Source organism: Rhodococcus sp. MT28, assembly GCF_058792695.1.
Map to the genome: position 1 here is coordinate 632,913 of NZ_JBXAFD010000004.1, position 20,509 is coordinate 653,421.

Sequence of the window (20,509 nt, forward strand, 5' to 3'; positions counted from 1 at the left end):
GGCGCTCATCGATACGTCCCGGCGCCGGAGTCGGCGCGGACGTACGGACTCACTTTCGTCGCATGAGTCCCTTCTTCAAAGGATCGAAGATGAACAGAACATGACAGCACCCACCGCAACACGACGCTCGCGGTTCTTTCAATTCTCGGGTATTGCAACGATTTCCGTTTTCTCCGTCGGCATTCTCGTCTTGCCGGCCGGCACTGCCGGCGCGGAAGCGACTGCTGTCGGACTCGGCACCGCTGAGCCCTTTGCAGTCCTTGCCGGAGCAGGAATCACCAACACCGGACCGACAACCCTCGGCGGCGATATCGGCACGTATCCGACTCCAACCATCACCGGTGTATCGGACCTGACGATTACCGGCACCAATCATGGTGGCGACGCGGTATCGCAGGGAGCGAAACCCGACGTGTTGACTGCCTACAACACTCTTGCCGGTCAGGGACCCACACAACCGACGGGAGCCGACTTGACCGGTCGGACACTGGTTTCGGGTGTCTACAACTCCGGTTCGTCGATCGCACTGTCGGGAACCGTCACCCTCGACGCGCAAGGTGACCCCGATGCAGTCTTCGTCTTCCAAGCGGGATCAACGCTGATCACATCGTCGTCCAGCACCGTTGCACTGATCAACGGAACGCAGGCGTGCAATGTTTTCTGGCAGGTTGGAAGTTCCGCCACCCTCGGCACCAACTCCGTCTTCCGAGGAAACCTCTTGGCGCTGACAGACATTACTGCCACAACCGAGGCAACCGTCGAGGGTCGACTGTTGGCGATCAATGGCGCGGTCACTCTGGATACGAACACCGTTACGATCCCGACCTGTGCGCCTCCTGTCACGACCACGACTCCGACCACTACGACGACTACGGTCCCGCCTGACACCGCGACAACTACAACCACGACGGTCGTCCCGCCGGAGGTGACTACAACCACGACGGTCGTCCCGCCGGAGGTGACTACAACCACGACTGGTACACCGGTGGAAGCGACGACCACCACACCAGGGCCGAACGGCACGACTACAACCACTGTGGACGTACCGCCGATCATCACGACCAGCCGAAACATTCCGTCCATACCCGAGATTCCCGGTCTCCCACCACTGCCGGGAATACCTCCCACCGTTCCCGGGACGGTAACCGTCCCGTCTCGGGTGCCGACGACGTCAGCTTCTCGAACGGGTACCCCGACCACTCAACCGGTAGGCCCGGAATCCCCGAATGTTCGAGCCCCTCAGGTGCAGCAGGTACCACGAGGGTCGGTCGACACCGGTGACGGAAGCACACAATCCCAACGCGGCGGACAGTCCAGTGGAGGGTGGATCGCCCTGCTCGTCGGCTTCTTCAGCGTCGTGGCTATGTCGGCCCTCGTCATCCGTCGGACAAGTCGATAGATGAAAGACGAAAACTCCGTGATGGCTCCGCGAACTCGCCGAGCCATCACGGCTCTCGCCCTTACTGTTTCAGTACTCGTAACGGTGGTCGGATGCGCCGGTGGACAATCCGACAGCGGAAATTCACAACCAATCTCGTCGCCTCGACAAGACACCACATCCGCGCCGCGCGCCACTGACTCTGCACTGCCCGAAAGGGCGCCGGTAACTGCTGACCACCGCCCCGCGCGCCTCGAAATCCCGTCCATCGGCGTCGACACCGACATCATCGATCTCGGACTCGATACCGATGGAGCACTCGAGGTCCCACCGGATGGGAAGGACGCAGGGTGGTACACCGGCGCTCCCGCCCCCGGTGAGGTCGGACCGGCAATCATCGCCGGCCACGTCGACTGGCAAGGCACCGACGGGGTCTTCTTCGATCTGCGGAATCTCGAAACAGGAGCCGACATCATCGTCACCCGCGAAGACGGAAGTCGCGCAGTGTTCACCGCTACCAGTGTCGAACACTTCCCCAAAGAGGACTTTCCCACCGACGTTGTATACGGCGACATCGACCACCCCGGACTCCGGATCATCACGTGCGGTGGATCCTTCGACGAAACCGCACGCAGTTACAACGACAACATCATCGCATTCGCCGACCTGGCCTAACCGCCTGAGACGCCGCAGCACACCACTTCGAAAGTCCGCACGAACCGTTGGAGAGCAATGACCGTATTCCACTTTCCCGTGCTCGAGAAGTTTCGATGACAGACACCGACGACATTCGAGCGAGCGCCGAAGCAGGTGTCGACGCTCCTGCATGGCGGGATCGGAAGCGTTACTGGTGGCCGTTGGGATTGCTGATCCCGCTGAGTCCCTTCCTGTCCTGGCTGCTGGTCGAATATTTGCACCTCGGCCTGTTCTGGGCGACCGGTGCCTGGATCCTGATTCTCGTCATCCCGATCGTCGACGTCGCAGTCGGCGCAGATGGCCGCAGCCCACCCGACAACGTGATCGCGGCATTGCAGGACGACCGCTACTACCGCTGGTGTACCTACCTGTTCGTGCCACTTCAATACGCTGGCCTCGTCTTCGCCGCATGGTGTTGGGCGCACGCCCCGATGGCAACCGGAGAGAAGATCGCACTGGCGATGACCGTCGGCGTCGTTGCGGGCGTCGGTATCAATGCCGCACACGAACTAGGCCACAAGAGCAGCCGCCTCGAGCGGCGGTTGGCGAAAATTGTGCTCGCTCAATCGTTCTACGGGCACTTCTACATCGAGCACAATCACGGTCACCACGTCAACGTTGCGACGCCGCGCGATCCCGCCAGTGCTCGTTTCGGGGAATCGTTCTGGATATTCCTGCCCCGCAGCGTATTCGGAGGTCTGAAATCGGGCTGGCGGATCGAATCAGCACGCCTGCGCCGGCAGGGTTCACCCGCACTGTCGCCTGGAAACAACATCGTGCAGGCATGGTCGCTGAGCGCCGCACTGTTCGGGACGTTGATCACCTTATTCGGGTGGCAGATACTGCCCTGGCTGCTCCTGCAAGCCTTGGCCGGGATCACGTTCCTCGAGGCCGCAAACTACCTCGAACACTACGGATTGCTCCGTGCGCGAAGACAAGACGGCAGCTTTGTCAAAGCCCGGCCCGAAGACAGTTGGAACAGTGATCATCTCTTGTCCAATTTGTTCCTGTACCAATTACAACGACACAGTGACCATCACGCGAATCCGCGTCTGCGCTACCAATCTCTGCGCAGCGCTCCAACCGCTCCGCAACTCCCTGCCGGATACGCGGTGATGATCGTCTGCGCTGCCGTACCACCACTGTGGCGGCGGATGATGGATCACCGTGTCCTCGGCTACTACAACGGCAACGTCGAGCTCATTCACACCAAGGCGACGATATGAATGACAATGCCCGAGACGACGACCACAGCGACGGGCACTACACGGCCACCGGGCCGACCAAACACGCCAGAGCTGCGTACCAGCCGGCGCGCACCCAGCTCAGACGAGCCGCACCGAGCCTGGACGTCGTCGCTGCCGCGGAGTACCTGTTGACCCAGCCCGACGCATACCTCTATCGCCGCCGATACCTCGACCTGATCACTCAAACCCCCGGGCCCGACGGAACATCGATCACCGACTACGCCGCAGCTGAACGCTACCTACTTGTCACCGCTACCGCGCACCGCAGAACTCATAGTGAGGTTCGTCCATTGCCGGCACCCGGCGATTTTCTGTGAAGTGGTCACCGCAGTGTTTGATGCCAGAGAGTGACAACAGCCTGACGAATTCGGGAGCGCAGCATTTGTCATTTGCCATCACAGCTTTGATTCGCGCTCGCCAATGTCATCGAGGATCAAGAACTCGATCTTCGCTCGCTCCCCGTCCGCATCGAAGTCGTTGTCGCGGTCTGAGACACGCGTGATCAGTTCCGTCAGTGCCGCATGGATCGTCGTGTACAGAAATGCACGCGGGTCGGGCACCCCCATCACGTCGTCAGTGTTCATCTGTACCTGCGCCGTAGCGGTACGCCTGCCCAGAAATACACGCGGAAGCCGGATCCCGGTCGGATCGGTCACCACGGAGATGTCGCCACCAACGACAACAAACAGATCGAAGTCGTACTGCATCGCGATGCCCCTCAGCCGGTGTCTGAGCCGAGTCAACTCCTCGATGAAGTCAAGCGGCACCGACGGTCCACCGAATACTGTCCTGAACGTGACCCCGCGAGTCATCGATCTGCCCCCTTTACGAATCATCCATTTCAGGATCGAGGGCCATACCCTCTGTGTCCCCCACGCCAAGTGCTCGGGCATATCGACCGGCATACCGCTCCAGTGCGACTGCTGAATCGGCCTCACCTTCCCATTGATCCGGAATCGCGGTGCCGTCACACGTTGTTCGCGACACTTGCGCCTCGGAGAACTCGACAGCGGTCCGGGTGAAGGAACACCGCACAAAACTCGTGGCCGCCGAGAATCGTGCGCCGCCGAAAGTGCACTCCACGAATGAGGTATCGGCGAACTGCGCACCAGTCAGGTCTGTGTCGTCGAATGCGCATCGTTCGAACACAGTATTGGGCACGGAGCGGAGCCCGCGTGCTTTGGCTCCAGTGAAATCGCAATCGACGACCCTCGGTCCGAGCGCCAGACGAGAGAGCGTCGCACCCCGGAAACTGCACCGTTCGAATCGGCGATTGAAACGGGGCTGTCCGGTCAGTGCCACGAAATCGAAACGGCAGTCGAATAATTCGGATTCGAAGACGGAGATCGGACCCCGAGCGAAACTCAGATCAATCCGTTCCAACGTGAGATACCGGATGTCCAATCCAGCGCTACCCGCTGTCAGGCCACGCACATCGATCAGCCCGTCATCGGTCTCCGCCCATGGGGAGACGAGAGTGTGGGGCGGCTTGACGATCCGCGACTGATCGAGCAGCTGCGCCCGTAAATTATCGACGCCCTCATCTGACCAACGTCGACGTAGGGAGGTGATCGCGGACCGGTTCACGGGCTCAATAGTATCGGCAAGATGCCCAGCGATTGGCCGTGGCTGCCCAAGAAGCGAACCACCACACATCAGTACTTCGGTAGGAATCACTTCTCGGAGCGCGCAAAACAGCCGGACCGTGAAATGCACGGCCCGGCTGCAGCGCTCACGCGCACGAAGTGGAACTCGGAGTCAACTGGGGTACTGAAACCGGTCGTGTACGAGCCGTTGACTCATCCCCGGATCAGTATCGAATTATCAACTCTCACAAGTTGATCACGTCGCCCACAAGGATCTGATCGGGATTGACGATCTGCGGATTCATGTCCCACACCTGCTGCCAGGTGAGACCTCGTTCTGTCGCGAGGTCGAACAATGTATCACCGGCTGCAACGACTACCTCTGAGCCGGGCGCTGGAGTCTCCGACTCCGGAATGCTTTCTACCGGTGCAGATTCGGATGTCTCAGAGTAGACAACGGGAGCAGGCGCCGGTTCCGGTGCAAATTCGGGTGCTACGTCCTGTGCCGGCGCGGGCGCGGGAACAATACTCGACCCGGTATCGCACGCCCCGATCGAACTCAGGAAGGACATGGGATCGACGGCGCCTCCACTGTGAATGCGGAGATGCAGATGTGGGCCGGTGGAGCTACCGGTGTTACCCGTTGCCCCGATCTCGTCGCCTACCTCGACGTGTTGCCCCACACCGACCCATGTTTCGGAGAGGTGGCCCATCTGAATCTGCTCGCCACTGTCCGCTTCCAACTGGATGTACGTTCCATATCCACCCGGATCATTGGGTCCGGCAACAGAAATCGTGCCCGATGTGGGCGCGTGGAGCGCGGTGCCGACGTTGACAGCGAAGTCGACTCCGTCATGTCCCGCGTGGTAACCCTGCGAAAGTGATCCGCTTACCGGCCACTCCCAATTGCAACTCGCCGACCAGCCCTGCGCACCGGCGGTACCTGCATTGGCTACTGCTCCGGCCCCCACAAGGGCGCCCAGTCCCGCAGTTACGGCGATGAATCGTTTTGTGCTGGAAGGCTTGTGTTTTCTGTGCTTACTCATGTTTTCCTTGACTGATGTGCTCGGAGCAGGTGCAGGCTCTACCCGCAGACAGCACTCAATACGTGCTGAGCTACTCGGTGTATCGCACCAAGACTCCGTTGGAGTGAGATGTTCGGATCGCGCCATGGAGAGAGGTACGGTGACCGCTCTCGAACGCGAGCGCGCGCATAGACCCGCAGGTCTGCATCTCCTGGTGACAGCACAGGAGATACGGGTTCTACATCGAGGCAGTGCCTGAATCGATCGTTGATCGAGGACTACGAATGCCGGAACAAACCGAAGGCTTCTCATTCGAAGATCGACAGGGTGGGTGTCTACCCGGATGGTCGGAAAGGGGGTGGAACATGGAGATCCTTGCGTTGCGGATGAGGAATCACCTCATACGCTGTCGCTTCACGACGCTCCACACCACGGTTGAATTACCTGGGTACATACCTGTTTTTGCGCATTCGACCCGACCGGTCGATATCAGGCGCGCCTTCGGTTGATGGCATCTGTTCGAACAATCGCCAGTGCCCCATGTCACTTCTGGAGACGATACCGCGTCTTGGTCACCTGGCGCGTCAGCGTTACCGAGATGGGACATACAGGCGGCATTGCTCCTACAAGCCGAACGGGAGACCAGTGCACGTTCCCGGCATCGGAAACGCGTGCTGATCTCCCGTTCGGCGATCTGTTGCCTAGTGGATCTACTGCTGAGTCGAAGCTACTTTCTCGGCTGCGTGGTGAGCGGCAATGTATCCGTAAACCAGCCCCTGGCCGATCGTTGCACCGGCGCCCGGGTAGGTGTGACCGAATGCGTTGGCCGCAGTATTGCCGATCGCATACAGGCCGTCGATCACGCTGCCGTCCTCACGAAGCACGCGTGCATGCTCGTCTGCCTGCACACCGCCGCAGGTGCCGAGGTCGCTGAGCGTCATCTTCACCGCGTAGAGGGCACTCGTGTCGAGCTTCCTCAGGTTCGGGTTCGGGGACACTGTCGGGTCGCCGTAGTACCGATCGTATGCACTTCCGCCGCGACCAAATTCCGCATCGCTACCGGCAGCAGCGGCCTCGTTGAACTTCTCGAAGGACTCGGCAAAAGCCTCCTCGGGAAGACCGATCTTGCGGGCAAGTTCGACCGGACTGCTCGCCTTGTGCGCGATGCCGGAGTCGAAGAATGCCTGCGGAAGCGGCTGACGAGGGAAGATACCGCCTGCGAACACGTAGCTGTTGCGGTACTCCTGGTCGAAAACAAACCACATCGACTCGGCCGGATCTCCGGCCTTTTCCCGTTCGAGCACGCGCTGGCCGAACGACATGTAGTCCGTCGCCTCGTTCACGAATCGACGACCGGTCTGGTCGACGATGAACGAGCCTGGCAGCGCACGCTCTGCGAGCATCACCATCGGCGGGCGGCCCTTGATGCTTGCCACCGCGGGGAACCACCACGACTGATCCATCGATCCGATACCTGCGCCGAGCTCTTGTGCTGCCTCGATCGCTTCGCCGGTGTTGCCCTCTGCGCCCAGGCTCTCGTGCTCACCGAGGCTCTCCGACTGGTACTTGTGGCGCCACTCCATGTTGTGGTCGAACCCGCCGGCTGCCAGAACGACACCACGCCGAGCGGTCACCGTCACTTCACGTCCGTCTTGCACCACAACTGCACCCGTTACGCGGCCATCTTCGGTGATGAGCCGAACCAACGACGTTTCCGTCCACACCGGGATACCGGCCTGGACCACACCTGCGAACAGGCCGGCGGCGAGCGCCTGACCGCCTGCGATGTATTCACGCTTGAGTACGTACTTGCCGTAAACGCCCTGCGCCAGGCGGCGGATGATGCGAGGGAAAGCCTTGCTCGGCTTCTTCACCATCAGGTTCATCCACTTGTAGTCCGCACCTGTCACCGGCATCGGCAGTCCGGCTTCCATCAAACCGGGCCGCAGGCGACCGCGTTCCGCGCCGAGTACCGACGCGTCGAACGGCAGGCACTCGCAGGTACGTCCGGCGGCGCTACCTCCCGGCAGTTCGGGGTGGTAATCGGAGTATTCCTTGGCCCAGAAGAACTTCATGGGCGTCGTGCGGTAAAGCATGTCGACGGTGGCCGCACCGTTGTCGACGAATGCCTCCCCACGTTGGGCAGGGGCAGTATCACCGACCACCGAACGCACGTATGTCTTCGCGCGCTCGACGGTGTCGCCCGCACCGGCTTTCGCCAAGATCGGGTTGGCAGGCATCCAGAACGCTCCACCGGACCGCGCCGTCGAACCGCCAACGTACTGCGTCTTCTCCACGATCAGCGTGGACAAGCCGAGCTCGTTCGCGGTGAGGGCGGCAGCCATGCCGGTACCGGACCCGATCACCAGTAGATCGACAACGATGTCCTTGGCTTGTGTCGCGGGGGGTGCCTGATTCTTCGCCATTGAACAAATCCCTTCACGTGGTTATCGACGTAGAACGCTAAGGCAGTCGCGGCGCAGAAGGTTCCGGATGCCCAGTCAGCGGGACATTGCGAGTGGATTGGCGAAGAACGGCTCCTGCCACGGGTCGGGCGTTGTGCCCGCCCCAGCAGAATCGCGGCTTGCCTTCTTCGATGTCTACGCTGCTCACGTGAGGACAAATCCCAGCTTCGGCATCGTCGACGAAACGCTCGGCGCCCTTGTACGCGGCATGCTTCCCCGCCTACGCCACGCCTTCGAGCATCACCAGGCTCTTCACCGTCTGGCCGTCGAAGCGATTGTCAACGTCTGACAGACTCGTGCGGTTTGCATTTCATGGACGGGTACTGGCCGGCAGTTCGCTTCAACGGCGACGATGGCGTCGTCGAGGTGACTGTCGAATCCTGACCGCGATCCTCGGCTCGGGCTGTCGGCTGATGTTCCTCGGCACTGATGAAGAATAATCATCTACATGAAATGGAACACCCCTACAGAGACCGGCTGGTTCGTCAACCTCGCCGAAGGTGGTTCGGCCGTATCGATATTCGATCCGTCGGGGAACGTTCAAGGCGAACTGATTCCCGCATCCGACGACGGATCGGAGAGCGTTGCCGGCGGGCGGAAGAGGAAATCGTCAACAGCCGAGCAGGATCGATCCAGGCTCACATTCCGCAAAGGCCGACCTGCATCACTTCGATTGTCCGACGGAACGATCGGGACCCTGATCGACCAGAAGCCCAAGGCCATGCGCCGCAAGAACAAGCTGTGCGAAGTCGATATCGCGGGCAGAACATACCTCTTCGTTCATTCATCGGGCCGAAAGGCAACAGCCCGGCGTGACGGAATCGCATTGGCACACATGGAACGTGGCCGATGGTCCGCTAGAAGTACCGTCGCCAGAAGAACCCTCACGGCAACGGACGCCCTTGACGAATGTGTCCTGACACTGTTTCAGAAGGTAGTGACACCTGGACGTACCGGCGCCTTCGATCAGGTACTGACCGACCTCAGCAACATATGACGTACGCCATATTCGGTGGATCTCAACCGCACTCGAGATACTGACTTTCAACTCTCGGGTCCACGGACATGCCTTGGACACAATGAGTTTCACATCTCGGAGCGGAAGGCTGAAACCAGATCATGGTCAATGTCGACGCTTTGAACACGCTCGCCCAGCGATTGTCGCCAGGTGCGATGATCACAGATCCAGATCTACTCCAGTCCTATCGGCAGGACTGGAGTTTCGATCCCGCAGCCGGAACACCGGTTGCCGTAGTACGTGCTTCGACGACGGCAGAGGCGGTTCGACGGACGGCATCTGAGGCCGCCACATGTCGCGAATAGCGACGAGTACCTGAATTCTCCTGTGCAACCGGATATGGTGAGGCTGTCGTCTTCAATGCGGCGATGCAAGAAGGGAAGCTACGACCAAAACGTTACGTCGGGGAAGACAAGCAAATCACCTGGACATGGCTGGAGGCCTCCGTGATGAATCTCGTTCGCCGACTGAGCGTCTGCACATCCGTCGTGATCGCTTCTACTCTGACGTCGGTAGCGCTCGCATCCGCCGCGGTGACCATTCCATTCCAGGTCAACCCTGCGCCGTACGGCAACCCGAACGGCAGCTTCGACGCGCCGGCCGTCCGCTGCGTAGCTGTCGTCGGTGAACAACCCGGCACGGTGACGATCACCGGAGGCAAGGAAGGCCGGTGGGGATGCCTGCTCTCGTCCGAAGTGCGCTGGCTGAACCTTTCGACCGGGGCCTCCGGCTCCGCTCGGCTCTCGGACGGTCTCAACGGAGTCCCAGCAGAGGCGATCGTGCAGACCGGGACCGGTCAAGTCGCTGTTGCCGTGCTGTCCGTGGCCGGATCCATCATCACCCCAGGTGTCACATCGTTCTACGTGCCGTAGCACCAGAACTCCGCATCACCGGCACCGTGGGACCTAAGGTCCTGTTTACCGACCCGTCATCCCGGTTAGCCTGAAAAGACGCTACCGAGAGGACACTCATGACCTCGTCAGTGCACGAAACGATCGCCGTGGATCTGGATTTGATCGACCTGTACAAGGACCTCCACAGCCATCCGGAACTGGGGTTTCACGAGCAACGAACATCCAGTCTGGTGGAAAGACATTTAACAGCACTTGGATTCGACACCACCACCGGTGTCGGGACTACCGGAGTCGTCGGAGTCCTGAAGAACGGAGCGGGCCCCACAGCGCTGCTGCGTGCGGATATGGACGCCCTCCAGGTTCGGGAAGAAACCGGATTGGACTACGCCAGTACCGTGACAACGACCGACGATCAGGGAAAGACCGTCTCGGTCAGCCACGCGTGCGGCCATGACCTGCATACGACCTGCTTACTCGGTGCGGCCCGGATCCTCTCTCAGGATACGACGACCTGGTCTGGCACTCTTGTCCTCGTCTTCCAACCGGCTGAGGAACTTGGCGCGGGTGCGCAAGCCATGGTCGACGACGGACTGTTCGAGCGATTCCCGAGGCCCGACATCGTTCTCGGACAACATGTATCGCCGCTACCGGCAGGCACGATCGCCGGGCACGCCGGCCCCTCGTATGCGGGATCGGACTCACTTCGTGTGAGACTGGTCGGAAAGGGCGCCCACGGATCTATGCCGGAGAACTCGGTCGATCCCGTGGTCATGGCAGCCGAAACCGTGTTGCGTTTGCAAACTGTCATCTCACGCGAGGTCCCGAGTACTGCCACAGCTGTCCTCACCGTCGGCTCCATCCATGCTGGAGATGCCGCCAACGTCATTCCCGGCGAAGCAGAACTGCAACTCAACATCCGCAGCTACGACGCAGGTGTGCGTCAGCGCATCCTGGACAGCGTCGACCGCATCGTCCGGGGCGAAGCGGCCACCGCCGGTGCACCCACCTCACCGACCATCACAGAGACGGAGCACTTTCCGATCGTCGTCAATGATCCGGCAGCGCTGGACAAGACACTCGATGCGTTTGCCGAATGGTTGGGGACGAACAAGATTCTCGATCCCGGTGCGGGAGCAGGTAGTGAAGATGTCGGCATTCTCGCGACCAGTGCCGGTGCGCCACTGTCGTACTGGCTGTTGGGCGGTACCGACCCTTCACTGTTCACGACAGGTGACATGACTGATCCGGCTTTGCGAACCGTGCCGTCGAACCACTCTCCGCACTACGCTCCCGTGATCGAGCCGACCCTGACCATCGGTGTGAACGCCTTGGTCGTCGCGGCCAGGACGTGGCTCCCAACTCCCTAGAGTGTTGCGGGTCCGCAATCGATCGATCGTCCATGCGATCAAGGCTGCAAACGCGTAGGCGCCGCCGAGAATACTTGCAGCGCCCCACCCTGCCGCGTCGAAAACCATAGTGGTGGAAACCGCCCCAGCCGCGCTGCCCAACGAATAGAACACCATGTAACTACCGATGATCTGCCCCGACGATTCCGGTGTGTTCGCGACGATCAGATTCTGGCTCGTGACATGAACAGCCTGTACGGCGAAGTCCAACGCAACAACACCGACAACGAGTAACACCAGCGAGTGCGTCGCCTGCGCGTTGAATACCCACGACAGCAAGAGAACGACCAACGACGCCCCGGTGACGCGTTGCGCTTTGCCTTGATCGGCCCACCGACCGGCACCGACCGCGCCCAATGCTCCAACCAATCCTGCGATTCCGAAGAGCCCGATCTGTGTGGTCGACAACCGCCATGGTTCCTCACTCAACGGCAGGGCCATTCCGCTCCACAAAGCACCAAAGGACGCGAAAAGGAACAAGGCGATCAGGGCCCGGGTGCGAAACAGTCGGTTCGTAAGCGTCAACGTCACGACAGACCCCATTGCACGCACGTACGAACGCCTATCGTGTTGCGAACGAGGATCTTTCGGCAGCATCGTCAGCGCGACGGCCGCGACCAGTACCGAAATGAAAGTGGATCCCGCGTAGACCGCCCGCCAGCCTGCCAGATCCGCAACTGCGCCGGCGACAGTCCGAGCGAGGATGATGCCGACGACAACGCCGCTGGTGATGACACCGATGTTTGCGCCCCGCTCGTCCGGGTCACTGATTGCCGCAGCATAGGCAACTATGACTTGAACAACTACCGAGAACGTGCCTGCGACCGCCATCCCGATCAACAGCTGCAGATTCATGGTGGCCAGAGCAACAAGCATCGTTCCCGTTGCAGCAGCGACGATCTGGATTGCGATCAATTTCTTTCGATTCACGAGATCGCTCAATGGCACCAACACGATCAACCCCACCACATAACCGAGTTGGGCGAGTGCGACTACGAAACCGAGGCCGGCCGGAGGAATGGAAAGATCCGAGCCTATTTGCCCGAGGAGCGGCTGTGCGTAGTAGATGTTGGCTACCGAGACCCCGCAGAGCACTGCGAGCAACAGGCGAAGTCCGCGAGACATTTTCAACTTGCCCCGCGCGTTCTCGACAGCATGACGTGCAGTCACTTCCACCTCAACTTGGTTGCGTTTTGATACCATTTGGAGGTTACGTCAATACAGTTTCAAAACGCAACCAATGAGGAACTCGATGCCGGATCGCGCACAATGGACAGACCCGCACTGCCCGACGGCCCGAGCGGCCGACATCATCGGCGACAGATGGTCGCTGCTGATCGTGCGTGACGCCTTCGACGGGTCATCGAGATTCAGTCAGTTTCAACGAAACCTGGGCATCGCAAAGAACATTCTCACGGACAGGCTCAAAGTCCTTGTCGAGCAGGGAATCTTCGAAGTCCAACCGAACGCGCAAGGTACCCGCAACGAGTACATCCTGACCGAACGCGGTATGGATCTGTTCATCGTGATCATTAGCCTGCGACAGTGGGGAGAGCGCCACGCCTTCGATGACGGTGAGCCACACTCGACCTTGATCGACGACACCACGGGCGATCCGGTGCCCAGGCTTCGACTGATCAACGCACGGAATATCGACCTGGACCCGGCAAGTACACATGTGGAGAAGGTCGAGGAAGGCTGACCCGCAACTCGCCAGATCGGTAGATGGGCGCACAGGATTCGAAGTTCGCGCATACTCCGATCATGACTGTCGATCTCGAGTTCTCCTGGCCGCAGTTTCTCTGGATTGCATTCATCTTCGTCGGCGTACCCACAACTATCGGCGCAAGCATCATCTGGACAATCTGGCGTTCGGAACGAACTGGCCTGGAGCACTCCACGACCGTCCTCGGCGGCGGGCACACGGGATCGGGCTCACTCGGACTGTGGAGCACCGGCCTGTTGGCCTTTGCACTGGGCTTTCTGTCTTGTGTGGGCTGGCTCAGCTGGTCAGCCGACTACAAAGGCGGATTCCGCGGCCCCGGCCTGCCTGCCCCGACACAGTTCCCCACCTGGCAGGTCGTCGCCTGTGGACTGACAGTGATTCTGGCGTGTTTCGGTTCCGCACATTGCTCGCGATGGATGAAGGCCGGCGGTATGACGGCCGCTGCCGGCACTGCTGCAGGATTCACCACAGAGCATTCAGCATCGACGCCAGTACTGATGTCACCGGACAGGCAGGCGTGGGCGTCGCACTGTCCACGATCGGATGGGGCCTCACCCTTACCGCACTGATGCTTCTGCGCGGCAAGTGGTCGCGACGAGGATGAATCATTACCGGATCATCCATACTCCGAGTAAAGAATTCGATAAGCGGACCTAACACGTTTTGAAATTCATTAAGAAGAAAATCGATTCCAGATACAGGATCGCCTGATTGCCGAACCTCCACGAGATCCTCGAAAAATATGAGACAGAAGCCTTATCGCTTCCGTGCCAACCCTTTGACGCATGCGGATCATAATATTCTTCGAACATCACGCGGAAGTGCACACAAGTCTGTGACTCACGGCATTATCCGATTTATCACGGGAAATCGCGATAAATCATCACCGTCTCTGAACTGCAACAACGCCTTAAGTTACAGATTCAACTAGTTCCAAACCATAGGGTTTCTTCCTTTTTCTCGGCGTCTCGATTCCGTAATGCTTGACATCGAATTGTCTTTCGTTCTCAATGAGCGATGTCAACTGACGATGATGCATCTCAGTGCATCAACGCAGTAATTCCGCAATCGAATCCAGTGAAGGGACCAGCCGCGAAATGACGGTTGCCGAGAGCTTGAAAGATAGGAATCTGTACTCCAACCTCAGGCGTGCTGCTGATTTGAGCAACCCATTCTGGGATCGCGCAGTCAGTGAGGGTCTGGCCGATATCACCGCCGATCGCGTCGCAGGTTTCGAACACCGGACGATCCAAGGATACGAATTCGAGAACTTCTCCACGTACTCGTATCTGGGGCTCGACACCGACGACCGAATTCGTTCGGGTGCGATCGCCGCTCTCGAGCGCGAACGAACGTTGAACAGTTCCATCTCGCGGATGAGAGTCCACTCCAGCCTTCTCGACGACACAGAGGCCGCGTTGAGCGAACTGCTTGACGCACATGTGCTCACCCTCGGATCCGCCGCAAACGCTGCGTGGAGCTTGCTCCCCCTCGTCGCGTCCGGGTTGCTCACCGGCGGTGAACCTCCCCTCATGGTGTTCGACAAGAACGCACACTTCTGCCTCAATGCCATGAAGGCGAGCGTCGCCGACGAAACGACGATCGTGACCATTCGGCACGACGACGTCGATGAACTCGAAAGTCTTTGCCGAACAAATTCTCAGGTGGCATACGTGGCGGACACCGTCTACAGCACAGGCGGGAAGGCGCCCCTGAACGAACTGTTTGCATTACAGGCCAAATACGGACTGATTCTCGTTCTCGACGAGGCGCACAGCACCTCGGTCATCGGACACAACGGGCGTGGCGCGGTCCTGGATCTCATCGGCAGCCTCAATGATCGAACATTCTTGCTGACATCACTGAACAAGGGATTCGGTGCTTCCGGCGGTGCGATCGCACTCGGCCGGAACGGGGGCAGTCGAAATCGTGATCTCGCACTTCGCTACGGCGGCCCGTTGACGTGGTCGCAGCGTGTGAACGTAGCCGGGCTGGGTGCTATTGCGGCGTCCGTGGAGCTCCACCGCAGCGGAGAGGTCGACAAGCGGCAGCGGCAACTTCGCACGGTTGTCGAACTGTTCGATTCGCTCGTCGACACGCCGGCATCGGGCGATGGACTCCCGATCCGCTTCGTCACGCTCCACGAGGAAGAACAAACCATCACCGCAGCACAGAAACTGCTGGCTAGCGGTTTCTACACATCGGCGGTCTTCTTCCCTGTCATCGGCCGGGGCAAAGCCGGGCTGAGACTGATGCTTCGGGCGGACCTTCCACATGCAACGATCGAGCGCTTCGCCGACGTCCTACGAAGTGTCACGGAATGAGCGACGACCGCACTGTCGCAGTGACACCGCTGGCTTGTGCCGTCGTGTTGACAGCACAAATGGCCACGACCATCTACCTCCCTTCACTGCCGAAGATCGCGACGGATCTGGGCATCGAAGATTCCGTGGTGAAGTGGTCGGTGACACTCTTCGTGATCAGTGCCGCACTTCCGGTGGTCGTGTGGGGGCGGTTGGCAGATCGACTCGGACGCAGGACGGCACTGTTGTCCAGCTTGGTATTGTTCGTGATCGCCTGCATTGCATTGGCTTTGGTCCAGAGCGCCGCCGTACTACTGATCGGCCGGATCGTTCAAGGCATCGGAGCAGGAGGTGCGGCCATCATCGTGCGAATGATGGTGAAGGACAAGTTCACCGGTTCGGAGTTGGCTAGCCGCTTGTCGCTGTTGTCGATGGCATTTGTGGTGGCACTGGGCGGTGGCCAACTGATCGGCGGCGCTCTTGCGTCGTTCACCTCGTGGCGAACCGGCTTCGGCGTGCTCGGAGTACTCGGAGCAGCACTCGCTGCGGTGGCACTGAGGACCGAGAACACCACAGTCCGCGACAACAACGAACGCGTTGTTCGGTGGAATGCCATAGTCCTGACACCCCGGTTCTACAAACCAGCCATTGCGGGGGGCCTGGGTTTCGGCGCGATAGTCCTTGTGCAGCAATCGAGCCCCTTCCTGTTCAGCGATCGATTCGACTTGCAACCGTGGGCATTCGGAGCCTTCGGAATCCTCTACGGAACCGCCTACTTCAGCGGCGCGCTTTACGTCAATCGAAGGGCCACAACCGTCGGTTCAGAGAAGTTGATGCGTCGAGGTGCGCTGTGCATGCTGCTTGCCGGCCTCGTCCTCATGCTCTGCTGGTATCCCCCACTCGGTTCCACGCCGTTGCTCGCGGTCTTCCTGCTCGGATACATCGCATTGACATTTGGGCAATCGCTTCTCTTCCCGAACTCGGCAGCATCAGCAGTGACGCATTTTGCTGAAGGCGGAGCCATCGCCGTCGCGTACTGCGGACTCGTACAGCAGGGAATTGCCGGCTTCGCCTCTGTAGTCGGACCTCTCGCATCCGATGAACGCGTGTGGTCAGCAATCGTCGCACTGATCACTGCAGCAGCGACTGCGCTCGTATTCTCCCTCCGCACAGCTTCCTCCGAACCGACAGTAGGTACGTCCCATGCCCGTCATTGAACGCACCGCACAACTCGACCCCGGTACCCGCGAGCAAAACTTACTGGCATACAAGGAAATTCGCGAGCGAGTTGCGGACGCGCAACACTTGTCCGTTCACGGGGCACCCGAGCGGTCGGTTGCCAAGCACCGGGCTCGCGGCAAATTGCCCGCTCGCGAACGCATCGATGCTCTTCTCGACGTGCAGTCCCCGTTCTTCGAGATCGGACAACTGGCCGGATTCGAGGTGTACGACGAGCAACTCCCGTCGGCTGGTCTGGTCACGGGCGTAGGGCTCATCCGCGGCTCACTCTGCGCCGTCTTCGCGAACGACGCCACCGTCAAGGGCGGCACCTACTACCCGCTGACCGTCAAGAAGCAACTGCGATTGCAATCCGTCGCTCGTCGGCTGAGGCTGCCGTGTGTCTATCTCGTCGATTCCGGAGGTGTTTTCCTTCCGATGCAGGACGAGATCTTCCCCGACGAGCACCATTTCGGCGAGATGTTCAAGAACATCGCCGAAATGTCGGCAGACGGCATCGTTCAGATCGCAGCAGTCATGGGTTCCTGCACGGCTGGAGGTGCATACATCCCAGCGATGTGCGACGAGACCGTCATCGTCCGCGGTACCGGCACCGTCTATCTGGGCGGCCCTCAGTTGGTCAAGGCTGCAACCGGTGTCGACGTCGAACCGCAAGAGCTCGGCGGCGCCGACGTGCACGGGGTGATCAGCGGCGTCGTCGATCACATCGCCAACGACGACATCGAGGCTCTGAGCATGATCGCCGACATCGTCGCCCGCGGTCATCGACGGGAGGTACGGGCGCCGTCACGATCTCCGCGACCACCTCTTCACTCCCCCGAGCAGCTCGACACGGTGATCCCGGCTTCCTCGAAAACCCCGATCGTCGCGCGCGACGTTCTGGCCCACCTGCTCGATGCCAGCGAATTAGTCGAGTACCGAGCGAATTACGGCCGAACCATCGTCTGCGGGACCGGCCACATCGAGGGGTACACCGTCGGGGTCATCATGAACGACGGTGTGCTCTTTTCGGAGGACTCCCTCAAGGCCGCGAACTTCGTCGAACTGTGCTCACAACGAGACATCCCATTGTTGTTCCTGCACAACGTCAACGGATTCATGGTCGGGAAGCAGTACGAGGCGGAAGGTATCGCCAAACACGGCGCGAAACTGGTCAATGCCGTTGCCTGCGCCAGGGTTCCCAAGCTCAGCATCGTCATCGGCGGAAGCTACGGGGCGGGAAATCTCGCGATGTGCGGACGCTCGATAGGTCCTGACTTCATGGCCGTGTGGCCGAACGCGAAGACCACCGTGGTCGGTTCCGAGCAAGCAGCGTCGGTGATGGCATTGATGAAGATCGAATCTGCGCGCACACGCGGAACTCCGCTCACGGAAGAGGAAATCGAGGAAATCAAACGGCCGATACGCGAAGGTTACGACCGGCAGGGCGAGTCGGTGTACGTCGCATCCAGGCTATGGGTTGACGCGATCGTCGACCCGGTCGACACGCGATCCTGGGTTTCACTCGCGCTGTCCATGCTTCCCCGCAATCACGGAACAACGCGCTTCGGCGTCTTCAGGATGTGAGAACATGACTCGACTTCTCATCGCCAATCGGGGTGAAATCGTCACGCGCATCGCGCGCACGGCCCGTCGTCTCGGCATGTCGGTAGTGACGATCTCCTCCCCCGTCGATTCACACGCACAGTGGCATCGCCTCGCCGATCACACCGTGCTTCTGGACGGAGACATCCCCTCGGAGTCCTACACCAATTCGGATCAAATCATTGCGGCCGCGCTGGCCGCGGATTGCGATGCCGTGCACCCGGGTTACGGATTCCTCTCCGAAGACTCCGATTTCGCTGAAGCCGTCGTCGCTGCAGGTCTGACATTCGTCGGTCCGGCCGCTGAATCCATCGCTCTACTCGGAGACAAGGCAAGAGCGAAGAAGGCCGCCGCTGACGCCGGCATCCCGACTCTCACCGCGTGGGGCGAGGCAAGCGCCGATCCCGATACCGTCCTCGGTCACGTTCGATCTCTCGACGTGCCGGTGCTGCTGAAACCGGTGTTCGGGGGCGGCGGCAAGGGGATGGTTCGACTACATCCGGGTGATGACGCACGAGAGGTCATCACCTCTGCAATCGGTTTGAACGAAAGGAACTTCGGCCGCGGCGACCTGATGATCGAAACGCTGGTGGAGCGTCCGCGTCACATCGAAGTTCAGGTCCTCTTCGATTCCTTCGGTACAGGAGTTCACTTCTTCACCCGTGAATGCTCCCTACAGCGTCGGAACCAGAAGATCATCGAGCAGGCACCGGCAAGTTCTGTCCCCGAATCGGTCCTGGGAGCCATGCAGCACGACGCTCTGCGACTACTCGGAGGCGTCGGCTACGTGAATGCGGCAACCGTCGAATTTCTGGTTGACGCCGAAAACCGCTACTACTTTCTCGAAGTCAACACGCGCCTACAAGTCGAACACACGGTCACCGAGGAAGTGACCGGCGTCGATCTCGTCGAACTGCAACTCGACATCGCCCTCGGCGCCCGTTTGCCGTTACAGCAGCGCCATATCGCGCTGCGGGGTTTCGCGGTGCAAGCCAGAATCTACGCCGAGGATCCGTCGAACGGGTTTCGGCCCGCACCTTCACATTCCGTGGACATAGCCTGGCCGTCGGGGGTTCGCATCGACAGTGCTTTCGAGGGTGCCGGCAGCATTCCGCCGTTCTACGATCCGATGATCGCAAAGGTCATAGCAAGCGGTCCGACGCGGTCAACCGCACTGGAATCATTGGACCGAGCTTTGGCCGACTCGAGTTACTTCGGTGGAACCTCGAATATCGGTTTCCTCCGACTTCTCTTGGCGACACCGGCTGTGCGCGCGGATGACATTCACACTTCCTTCGTCGACGAGCACCTCACTCGGTTGATCCCGGATTCTGCAGAGCTCCAGGCCACCGCCGCTGCTGTTGCGATGGTGTGGACTTCCGTCGAGGAACAATCGCCGGTCACCGGTTCGTCATGGACCGGCCCCCACGGACTACATCGAGAGACATTGCGCAAGTTGGGATCCGACCCGATCGGACGCGAACTCATTGCCGACGGCCGCGTCGTGCCGACAACCGTCATCTCACAACGAAGCAACCACTGGATTGTCGCCGCCGACGGCCGGAACATTTCGGTGGTCGTCAGGGGTGGAACCGACGAGGTGACACTCAGTCTGGTCGCCGATGGTTTGACAACCACCGCTGGGCGCCTCGGAGTCGGCACCGGTACATGGGTGTGCGTTGGTGGCTGGACCGTGAAGGTGGACGAGAAAGTCTATACAGCAAAGGATTCCGATCTCAGCGACGGAGAGATCACATCGAAGATGCCGGGAACCGTGCTGGCAGTGCTGCAGACTGGAACGCGGGTGTCGGAAGGTGATGTCGTCGCGGTCGTAGAAGCAATGAAGATGGAGACTGCCCTTCGTGCTTCCTCACCCGGAATCGTCTCGGCGGTGACAGTAACGGTGGGAGATGTCATCGATGCCGGACAAGTGCTGGCAGCCGTGGCGCCATGAGTAAAGATTGCCACGATCTTATCTCTTT

At 60.1% G+C, this 20,509-nt stretch carries 18 protein-coding genes and 1 pseudogene; 14 read left to right on the forward strand and 5 right to left on the reverse strand.

Features of this window, described 5'->3' with window-relative positions; all coding sequences use genetic code 11:
- Nucleotides 1–100 precede the first annotated feature (100 nt).
- From AC1Q6C_RS19460 to AC1Q6C_RS19475, 4 genes are all read left to right on the forward strand, one after another.
- Entirely contained in the window at nucleotides 101–1,399 is a 1,299-nt protein-coding gene (locus AC1Q6C_RS19460) for an ice-binding family protein (RefSeq protein WP_070160393.1), read from the forward strand.
- Nucleotides 1,400–2,053, forward strand: a complete 654-nt coding sequence (locus AC1Q6C_RS19465; protein WP_007726493.1) for a class F sortase — start codon at nucleotides 1,400–1,402, stop codon at nucleotides 2,051–2,053.
- Between the two features lie 95 nt (nucleotides 2,054–2,148).
- Nucleotides 2,149–3,300: an alkane 1-monooxygenase gene (locus AC1Q6C_RS19470; protein ID WP_492666733.1), complete on the forward strand. Its 1,152-nt coding sequence runs from the start codon at nucleotides 2,149–2,151 to the stop codon at nucleotides 3,298–3,300.
- Nucleotides 3,297–3,638, forward strand: a complete 342-nt coding sequence (locus AC1Q6C_RS19475; RefSeq protein ID WP_270008661.1) for a hypothetical protein — start codon at nucleotides 3,297–3,299, stop codon at nucleotides 3,636–3,638. The genes AC1Q6C_RS19470 and AC1Q6C_RS19475 overlap by 4 nt, the downstream gene beginning before the upstream one ends.
- A gap of 78 nt (nucleotides 3,639–3,716) precedes the next feature.
- Here AC1Q6C_RS19475 and AC1Q6C_RS19480 read toward each other — a convergent pair whose 3' ends face one another.
- The 4 genes from AC1Q6C_RS19480 to AC1Q6C_RS19495 form a co-directional block, all read right to left on the reverse strand.
- Nucleotides 3,717–4,133 (reverse strand): hypothetical protein, encoded by a 417-nt coding sequence (locus AC1Q6C_RS19480; RefSeq protein ID WP_042452357.1) that lies wholly within the window; start codon nucleotides 4,131–4,133, stop codon nucleotides 3,717–3,719.
- Between the two features lie 13 nt (nucleotides 4,134–4,146).
- Nucleotides 4,147–4,908 (reverse strand): pentapeptide repeat-containing protein, encoded by a 762-nt coding sequence (locus AC1Q6C_RS19485; protein ID WP_064443221.1) that lies wholly within the window; start codon nucleotides 4,906–4,908, stop codon nucleotides 4,147–4,149.
- A gap of 244 nt (nucleotides 4,909–5,152) precedes the next feature.
- Nucleotides 5,153–5,953 carry a peptidoglycan DD-metalloendopeptidase family protein gene (locus tag AC1Q6C_RS19490; RefSeq protein WP_231914974.1) on the reverse strand — a complete coding sequence of 267 codons (801 nt, stop codon included), beginning with the start codon at nucleotides 5,951–5,953 and terminating at the stop codon, nucleotides 5,153–5,155.
- 689 nt (nucleotides 5,954–6,642) lie between these two features.
- Nucleotides 6,643–8,358: a 3-ketosteroid-delta-1-dehydrogenase gene (locus tag AC1Q6C_RS19495; RefSeq protein ID WP_270008659.1), complete on the reverse strand. Its 1,716-nt coding sequence runs from the start codon at nucleotides 8,356–8,358 to the stop codon at nucleotides 6,643–6,645.
- Nucleotides 8,359–8,545: 187 nt separating this feature from the next.
- Between AC1Q6C_RS19495 and AC1Q6C_RS19500 the strand changes: the two genes are divergently transcribed.
- The 4 genes from AC1Q6C_RS19500 (at nucleotide 8,546) to AC1Q6C_RS19515 (ending at nucleotide 11,636) form a co-directional block, all read left to right on the forward strand.
- Nucleotides 8,546–8,686, forward strand: coding sequence for a hypothetical protein (locus AC1Q6C_RS19500; protein WP_156519461.1), 141 nt, complete (start codon nucleotides 8,546–8,548; stop codon nucleotides 8,684–8,686).
- 159 nt (nucleotides 8,687–8,845) lie between these two features.
- Nucleotides 8,846–9,394 carry a hypothetical protein gene (locus AC1Q6C_RS19505; RefSeq protein ID WP_064443219.1) on the forward strand — a complete coding sequence of 183 codons (549 nt, stop codon included), beginning with the start codon at nucleotides 8,846–8,848 and terminating at the stop codon, nucleotides 9,392–9,394.
- Nucleotides 9,395–9,864: 470 nt separating this feature from the next.
- Nucleotides 9,865–10,287: a hypothetical protein gene (locus AC1Q6C_RS19510; RefSeq protein ID WP_007726468.1), complete on the forward strand. Its 423-nt coding sequence runs from the start codon at nucleotides 9,865–9,867 to the stop codon at nucleotides 10,285–10,287.
- A gap of 98 nt (nucleotides 10,288–10,385) precedes the next feature.
- The gene (locus AC1Q6C_RS19515; protein ID WP_270008657.1) at nucleotides 10,386–11,636 is read left to right on the forward strand and encodes an amidohydrolase; all 1,251 of its coding nucleotides are present in this window, start codon (nucleotides 10,386–10,388) and stop codon (nucleotides 11,634–11,636) included.
- 66 nt (nucleotides 11,637–11,702) lie between these two features.
- On the opposite strand, the pseudogene AC1Q6C_RS19520 reads toward AC1Q6C_RS19515, so the two are convergent.
- A pseudogene (locus AC1Q6C_RS19520) lies at nucleotides 11,703–12,878 on the reverse strand (MFS transporter); the annotation flags it as partial.
- Nucleotides 12,879–12,927: 49 nt separating this feature from the next.
- Here AC1Q6C_RS19520 and AC1Q6C_RS19525 point away from each other — a divergent pair.
- The 6 genes from AC1Q6C_RS19525 to AC1Q6C_RS19550 all read left to right on the forward strand — a co-directional run bounded on the left by AC1Q6C_RS19525 (nucleotide 12,928) and on the right by AC1Q6C_RS19550 (nucleotide 20,481).
- On the forward strand, nucleotides 12,928–13,377 hold the full coding sequence (locus AC1Q6C_RS19525) for a winged helix-turn-helix transcriptional regulator (protein ID WP_270008656.1): 450 nt from the start codon (nucleotides 12,928–12,930) through the stop codon (nucleotides 13,375–13,377).
- Nucleotides 13,378–13,439: 62 nt separating this feature from the next.
- The gene (locus AC1Q6C_RS19530; protein ID WP_270008655.1) at nucleotides 13,440–13,970 is read left to right on the forward strand and encodes a hypothetical protein; all 531 of its coding nucleotides are present in this window, start codon (nucleotides 13,440–13,442) and stop codon (nucleotides 13,968–13,970) included.
- A 528-nt stretch (nucleotides 13,971–14,498) separates the two neighbouring features.
- Nucleotides 14,499–15,725 carry an aminotransferase class I/II-fold pyridoxal phosphate-dependent enzyme gene (locus tag AC1Q6C_RS19535; RefSeq protein ID WP_007726454.1) on the forward strand — a complete coding sequence of 409 codons (1,227 nt, stop codon included), beginning with the start codon at nucleotides 14,499–14,501 and terminating at the stop codon, nucleotides 15,723–15,725.
- Nucleotides 15,722–16,921, forward strand: a complete 1,200-nt coding sequence (locus AC1Q6C_RS19540; protein ID WP_007726452.1) for an MFS transporter — start codon at nucleotides 15,722–15,724, stop codon at nucleotides 16,919–16,921. Before AC1Q6C_RS19535 ends, AC1Q6C_RS19540 begins: the two co-directional genes overlap by 4 nt.
- Entirely contained in the window at nucleotides 16,908–18,509 is a 1,602-nt protein-coding gene (locus AC1Q6C_RS19545) for a carboxyl transferase domain-containing protein (RefSeq protein WP_064443218.1), read from the forward strand. Before AC1Q6C_RS19540 ends, AC1Q6C_RS19545 begins: the two co-directional genes overlap by 14 nt.
- 4 nt (nucleotides 18,510–18,513) lie before the next feature.
- The gene (locus tag AC1Q6C_RS19550) at nucleotides 18,514–20,481 is read left to right on the forward strand and encodes an acetyl/propionyl/methylcrotonyl-CoA carboxylase subunit alpha (protein ID WP_042925670.1); all 1,968 of its coding nucleotides are present in this window, start codon (nucleotides 18,514–18,516) and stop codon (nucleotides 20,479–20,481) included.
- Nucleotides 20,482–20,509 lie beyond the last annotated feature (28 nt).

What these genes read in the sequence shown, in the direction of transcription:
- AC1Q6C_RS19545 (WP_064443218.1), top strand. Translation starts at nt 16,908, where the DNA reads ATGCCCGTCATTGAACGCACCGCACAACTCGACCCCGGTACCCGCGAG.
- AC1Q6C_RS19465 (WP_007726493.1), top strand. Translation starts at nt 1,400, where the DNA reads ATGAAAGACGAAAACTCCGTGATGGCTCCGCGAACTCGCCGAGCCATC.
- AC1Q6C_RS19510 (WP_007726468.1), top strand. Translation starts at nt 9,865, where the DNA reads ATGAATCTCGTTCGCCGACTGAGCGTCTGCACATCCGTCGTGATCGCT.
- AC1Q6C_RS19525 (WP_270008656.1), top strand. Translation starts at nt 12,928, where the DNA reads ATGCCGGATCGCGCACAATGGACAGACCCGCACTGCCCGACGGCCCGA.
- AC1Q6C_RS19475 (WP_270008661.1), top strand. Translation starts at nt 3,297, where the DNA reads ATGAATGACAATGCCCGAGACGACGACCACAGCGACGGGCACTACACG.
- AC1Q6C_RS19460 (WP_070160393.1), top strand. Translation starts at nt 101, where the DNA reads ATGACAGCACCCACCGCAACACGACGCTCGCGGTTCTTTCAATTCTCG.
- AC1Q6C_RS19470 (WP_492666733.1), top strand. Translation starts at nt 2,149, where the DNA reads ATGACAGACACCGACGACATTCGAGCGAGCGCCGAAGCAGGTGTCGAC.
- AC1Q6C_RS19515 (WP_270008657.1), top strand. Translation starts at nt 10,386, where the DNA reads ATGACCTCGTCAGTGCACGAAACGATCGCCGTGGATCTGGATTTGATC.
- AC1Q6C_RS19550 (WP_042925670.1), top strand. Translation starts at nt 18,514, where the DNA reads ATGACTCGACTTCTCATCGCCAATCGGGGTGAAATCGTCACGCGCATC.
- AC1Q6C_RS19535 (WP_007726454.1), top strand. Translation starts at nt 14,499, where the DNA reads ATGACGGTTGCCGAGAGCTTGAAAGATAGGAATCTGTACTCCAACCTC.
- AC1Q6C_RS19490 (WP_231914974.1), bottom strand. Translation starts at nt 5,953, where the DNA reads ATGAGTAAGCACAGAAAACACAAGCCTTCCAGCACAAAACGATTCATC.
- AC1Q6C_RS19540 (WP_007726452.1), top strand. Translation starts at nt 15,722, where the DNA reads ATGAGCGACGACCGCACTGTCGCAGTGACACCGCTGGCTTGTGCCGTC.
- AC1Q6C_RS19505 (WP_064443219.1), top strand. Translation starts at nt 8,846, where the DNA reads ATGAAATGGAACACCCCTACAGAGACCGGCTGGTTCGTCAACCTCGCC.
- AC1Q6C_RS19480 (WP_042452357.1), bottom strand. Translation starts at nt 4,133, where the DNA reads ATGACTCGCGGGGTCACGTTCAGGACAGTATTCGGTGGACCGTCGGTG.
- AC1Q6C_RS19495 (WP_270008659.1), bottom strand. Translation starts at nt 8,358, where the DNA reads ATGGCGAAGAATCAGGCACCCCCCGCGACACAAGCCAAGGACATCGTT.
- AC1Q6C_RS19530 (WP_270008655.1), top strand. Translation starts at nt 13,440, where the DNA reads ATGACTGTCGATCTCGAGTTCTCCTGGCCGCAGTTTCTCTGGATTGCA.